Consider the following 4994-nt stretch of genomic DNA (forward strand, 5'->3'; position numbering starts at 1 on the left):
CGCCGCGTCGAACACCGCGGCTTCGCCCGCCGTCAGTTCCAGTTCGACCGGCGAGACGAGCGCCTGCGAGTCCCCGCCGGTGCGCTCGCGGAGGCGCTCGTAGTGGATGCGCTCGTCGGCCGCGTGCTGGTCGACGAGCACGAGGCCGTCGTCGGTCGCTGCCACGACGTACGTGTCCTGCAACTGTCCGAGCACCCGCATCGCGGGCAGCGACTCGAAGTCTGCGTCCCCATCCCCGCCTGTGGCTGTGGTGCTCGCTGCACCCGAAGCCGCGCCTGCGGCGTTCGACACGCCGGGCAACCGAGCGTTCTCGGTCGGCGGGTCGAACGAGTGAGTGTCCCCCTCGACTACGCTGTCGGCAGGCGCCGGAGCCGCGTTCCCGTCGCGTCCGGTCGCTGACTCACCGGGTTCCGCGGTCCTGCCGGCAGTCTCGTCGGCGTGGCCGTGCCGTCGCTGTTCTGTAGCGCGGTCTGACTGGTGCTGTTCAGTGGCGCGGTCTGACTGGTGCTGTTCCGTGACGCGCTCGTCGACGGGTGCGCCACCGGCCGCGTCACTCTTGCCCGGCGTTCCGGCTGTGTCTGGCGTTCCGACAGCGTCCGCGTCGCCGTCCTCGTGGCCCCCGCGATTATCGCGGTCCTCCGGCTCGGTCCCGTTTCCGGGCGAAATCTCCGCGTCCCCCGGCTTCGACTGGCCGCGCGGCGCGCGCGACCGCACGAGGCCAGCGTCCAGCAGCGCGTCGCGGACCGCGCGCTCGACTGCGCGCTTGACGCCGCGTTCCTCCTCGAAGCGCACCTCCATCTTGCGGGGGTGGACGTTCGCGTCCACGCCCCTGGCCTCTACGAACAGCACCGTGAACGGGTAGCGGTCGCTCGCGAGCTGGCCGCCGTACGCGTCCAGGACCGCGTCCCGGAGCACGCCGTCGCGTACGGAGCGGCCGTTGACGTACGTCGCGAGGTACTCGCGGGTCGACCGCGTCGTCTCCGGGTCGGAGACGTAGCCGTGGACGCGCTCGACGCTCCCGTCGGGCGTCGCATCCACAGGCACCAGCGACTGTGCGACCTCGCGACCGTAGACCGACAGCGCGGCGTCCCGCACGTCGCCCGTACCCGTCGTCGCGAACACCTCGCGGCCGTCGTGGGTCAGCGACACGGCGACGTCGGGGTTCGCGAGCGCGTACCGCGTCACCGCGCGGTTGACGTGCGCGAACTCCGTCGCCGGGCGCTTCAGGTACTTGCGGCGCGCCGGGGTCTCCGCGAACAGGTCCGCGACCTCCACCGTCGTCCCCGCGGGTCGGCCCGCAGGCTCGACGTCGCCGACGTCGCCGTGCTCGACGGTGACCTGTGCGCCCGTGTCGCCAGCGTCCCGGGGCCGCGACGTCACCGTCATCCGCGACACCGCCCGATAGTGTACAGCGCCTCGCCGCGGAACCCGAGCGTCGCCACGGCGTCGAGTTCGCTGGCGTCCCCGAGTTTGCTCGTGGTGTGCTGGCGGACCGCTGCCGCCAGGTTCTCCTCGCTCATTCCGCGGCCGTCGTCGGCGACCACGATGCGGCCGGTTCCGCCGTCCGCGACGGTCACGTCGATGCTCGCGGCGTCCGCGTCCAGGCTGTTCTCCACGAGCTCCTTCACCACGCTCGCCGGGCGCTCGACCACCTCGCCCGCCGCGATCTGGGCGACCGTCGCGTCGTCGAGTTCGCGGATGCGGTCGCTCACCGCGGCCACCCCGCGCCGGCGTCGTCCTCGCTCATACCCGCAGGCAGGCGCGGCCGGCGTATCAATCCCGCGCTCGGCGGACCACGTCACTCGCGCTCGGCGGACCGACCGGTCGCCAGCGGGCGGCAGAGACTGAGCCGACCCGAACGGATTTCACGAATCTCCGTGAAGGATTCGACACATGGAACGTCCACTCCTCGTCACCGACTTTCTCGACCGGGCCCGCAAGTACTACGGCGGCGAGACGGCCGTCGTCGCGACCACCGGCGACCGCTACACGTACGACGAACTCGGCGACCGCGCCGACCGCTTTTCGGCGGTCCTGCAGTCGGCCGGCGTCGACCCCGGTGACCGCGTCGCGGTCCTCGACCCGAACACGCACTACCACCTCGAAGCGGCCTACGGCACGATGCAGGCCGGCGCGATTCACACGCCCCTGAACTACCGGCTGACCCCGGAGGACTTCGCGTACATCCTCGACGACGCCGGCGTCTCCGCCATCTACGCCGACTACGAGTACGCCGAGAAGATCGAGGCAATTCGCGACGAGGTCCCGACCGCGACGTTCGTCACGAACGACGCGGACGCCGTCGACGGCGACTGGCGGGACTTCGACGCCGTTCTCGCGGACGCCGACCCGGACTACGAGCGCCCCGAGATGGACGAGAACGACGTCGTCACCATCAACTACACGTCCGGCACCACTGGCGACCCGAAGGGCGTCTGTCGCACGCACCGCAACGAGACGCTGCACGCGTTCCTCGTCTCGTACCACCAGGACGTCCGGGACACCGACACGTACCTCTGGACGCTCCCGATGTTCCACGTCAACGGCTGGGGCCACATCTACGCCGTCACCGGCGCGGGCGCGACGCACGTCTGCACCCGCGGCGTGGACGCAGCGTCGATCTTCGACACCGTCCGTGCGGAGGACGTCTCCTACCTGTGTGCCGCGCCGACCGTGCTGAACATGCTCCAGAACTACTACGACGACCACGACGTCGAGACCACGGGCGACGCCGACGTGCGCGCGGCGACCGCTGGCAGCGCGCCGCCGGAGGCGACCATCCGGACCGTCGAGGACGAGTTCGGCTGGGACCTCGTGCACGTCTACGGCGCGACCGAGACCGGGCCGCTGGTCACCACCTCGGAGGCCGGCCGCCTCCTCGACGACGAGACCCGGTACTCGCTGAAGAAACGCCAGGGCATCGGGTTCCTCGGCACCGAGGTCCGTGTCGTCGACGAGGACGGCGAGGACGTCCCCTGGGACGACGAGACCATCGGCGAGATCGTCGTCTCCGGCAACCAGGTGATGAAAGAGTACTGGGAGGCCCCGGCGGAAACCGAGCGAGCGTTCAACGAACGCGCCGAGGGCTACTACCACATGGGCGACTTCGCGGTCGTCGACGAGAACGGCTTCATCTCCATCCAGGACCGCAAGAAGGACATCATCATCTCCGGCGGCGAGAACATCTCCTCGATCGAACTGGAGGACGCCCTCTTCGAGCACGACGCCGTCAGCGAAGTCGCCGTCGTCCCCTCCCCGCACGACGACTGGGGCGAAACGCCGAAAGCGTTCGTCGTCCCGTCCTCGGGCGACCCCCAGAACCCCGGCGTCACGAAGACCGACCTCGTCGAGTACACCCGCGAGAACCTCGCCTCGTACAAGGCCGTGCGGCGCGTCGAATTCGTCGACGACCTCCCGACGACGGCGACCGGGAAGGTCCAGAAGTACGAACTCCGCGAGCAGGAGTTCGAAGACGAGGATTCGATGGTCGGTCAGGGGTAGCCAGCCCCGGACGCGGTCGGCGGTTCCTGGCTAGTCGTCGAGTCGCTGTTGCCACTCCCGGACTCGCGACAGCAGTTCGACGGGCGGCGTCTCGTTGACGTTCACGTCCCGCAGGTCGTCCAGGACGGCCTCGACGTCCGGCGGAATGGTCTCCCCGGATTCGGCGTCGCCGCCGTCGCTCGCCACGTCCGCGCTCGAGTCACGCTCCTCGTGGCTGTTCGGTGACGCGAACTCGCCGGACTCGAGGTCGAAGACGGCCTGCACTGGTTCGCTGGCCGACCCGCGTGCCTCGACGGCCTTCTCCTCGCGGAGGCGGTCGAGGACGTCACGGGAGCGCTCGACGACGGGCGCCGGAACGCCCGCCAGGTCCGCGACGTGGACGCCGTAGGAGCGGTCTGTCGCACCCTCGCGAACCGTCCGCAGGAACGTCACGTCGCCATCTCGCTCCGCCGCGGCGACGTGGACGTTCGCGACGTCCTCGAGGTGGTCGGCGAGCGCCGTGAGTTCGTGGTAGTGCGTCGCGAACAGCGTCTTCGCGCGGACCTCGTTGTGGAGGTACTCCGTCGCCGCCCACGCGATACTGATGCCGTCGTAGGTCGCGGTCCCCCGACCGACTTCGTCCAGGATGACGAGCGAGCGGTCGGTCGCGGCGTGGAGGATGCGGCTCAACTCCTGCATCTCCACCATGAACGTCGAGCGGCCCTGGGCGAGTTCGTCCAGCGCGCCGACCCGCGTGTAGATGCCGTCCACGAGGCCGACGCGCGCGTCGTCGGCGGGCACGAAGCTCCCGACCTGCGCGAGCAACACGATCAGCGCGACCTGGCGCATGTAGGTCGACTTCCCGCTCATGTTCGGGCCCGTGACGACGAGGAACCGGCGGCCGTCGCCGAACGCCGCGTCGTTCGGCACGAACTCCGTGGTCTGCTCGACGACCGGGTGGCGGCCGCCCTCGATCCGGAGGTCGTCGCCGTCCACGAGGTCGGGGCGCGTCCAGCGGTTCGCGGCGGCGTGCTCGGCGAGGCTGGCGAGCGCGTCCAGTTCAGCCAGTGCGCGCCCGACGCGCTGCAGGACGCCGGCGTGCTCGCCAACCCAGTCCCGCAACTCGCAGAACAGCCGGTACTCGACGTCGGCGCGCTCCTCCTCCACGCGCAGTATCCGGCGTTCGCGGTCCGCCAGTTCCTCGGTGGTGTACCGCGTGGAGTTCTTGAGGGTCTTGACCTCGCGGTACGCCTCGGGGGCGGCGTCCGTCTCGGAGTTCCCGAGCTGGAGGTAGTAGCCGTCGGTCTTGTTCCGGTCGACCTGGAGGTGGGTGACCCCGAGGCGGTCCTTCTCGCGTGCGGCAAGCCCCTCGAGCCACGACTGGTGCTCGCGGTGTTCGGCGATGAGGTCGTCCAGGTCGTCGTCGTAGCCCTCGCACAGCAGGCCGCCCTCGCGGAGCGTCTTCGGCGGGTCCTCGGCGAGCGCGGCGTCCAGGTCCGCGCGCACCTCGCTGG

General features: G+C 70.3%; 2 protein-coding genes and 1 pseudogene. 1 reads left to right on the forward strand and 2 read right to left on the reverse strand.

The genetic code is table 11. The features are described from left to right. Positions 1 to 1712 (reverse strand): annotated as a pseudogene (gene mutL / locus GRX66_RS16575) (DNA mismatch repair endonuclease MutL); the annotation flags it as partial. Between the two features lie 181 nt (positions 1713 to 1893). Between mutL and GRX66_RS16580 the strand changes: the two are divergent. Next, positions 1894 to 3501, forward strand: a complete 1608-nt coding sequence (locus tag GRX66_RS16580; protein ID WP_159527509.1) for a long-chain-fatty-acid--CoA ligase — start codon at positions 1894 to 1896, stop codon at positions 3499 to 3501. Between the two features lie 30 nt (positions 3502 to 3531). On the opposite strand, the gene mutS is transcribed toward GRX66_RS16580, so the two are convergent. Next, positions 3532 to 4994: DNA mismatch repair protein MutS (gene mutS / locus GRX66_RS16585; protein ID WP_159527510.1), on the reverse strand; the 1463-nt coding region annotated here is incomplete at its 5' end.

It is taken from the genome of Halobacterium bonnevillei, from assembly GCF_009831555.1.
Taxonomy (GTDB): Archaea; Halobacteriota; Halobacteria; order Halobacteriales; family Halobacteriaceae; genus Halobacterium; species Halobacterium bonnevillei.